Annotated in this window: 1 protein-coding gene; it reads right to left on the bottom strand. The window is 52.0% G+C overall.

Annotated features, from left to right (window positions below; translation table 11 throughout):
• Positions 1-54: 54 nt before the first annotated feature.
• Complete coding sequence (locus tag AB1462_RS32335; RefSeq protein ID WP_347975045.1) at positions 55-294, bottom strand: hypothetical protein; 240 nt, start codon at positions 292-294, stop codon at positions 55-57.
• Between the last annotated feature and the right edge of the window lie 114 nt (positions 295-408).

The following is a 408-nucleotide window of genomic DNA, read 5'->3' as shown; positions in this document are numbered from 1 at the left end:
CTTTCACTTCCTCTGGCTTGCGTGCGCCGGTCTTCCGGTTGTTTTCATTTCGAGTCAATGGCATTTCCCCTCATCGGGTTGTGATAGCTTACTCGTCAGCCGGTCGGGGTCTTCAACATAGGCAAGCTTCTGATTACTCACTATTTGATCGAGCGAAGTAAATACGGCTGGTGGTTCCCATCCGGATACGATTGCGAGATCAACGAGTTCACGCACGGCATCATCAAGCGCTTCCGCGCAGGCCGTCAGGTATTCGGGGTGGGTACTATCGAATGCCGGCGGGCGTATTTTCATGAACTAACAATACGCCGTTGAACCTAAAGGTTCCCTGAGTATCCGCCGATAAAAACTTCGGCCTTTTGTTTGCCGCTTAATGCAAACAGCTCTCACCATCTTCGCAGCGCTCGC

The organism is Pseudomonas sp. SB113 (genome assembly GCF_040754745.1).
Taxonomy (GTDB): domain Bacteria; phylum Pseudomonadota; class Gammaproteobacteria; order Pseudomonadales; family Pseudomonadaceae; genus Aquipseudomonas; species Aquipseudomonas grimontii.
This window is presented reverse-complemented; position numbering and strand designations above follow the sequence as displayed.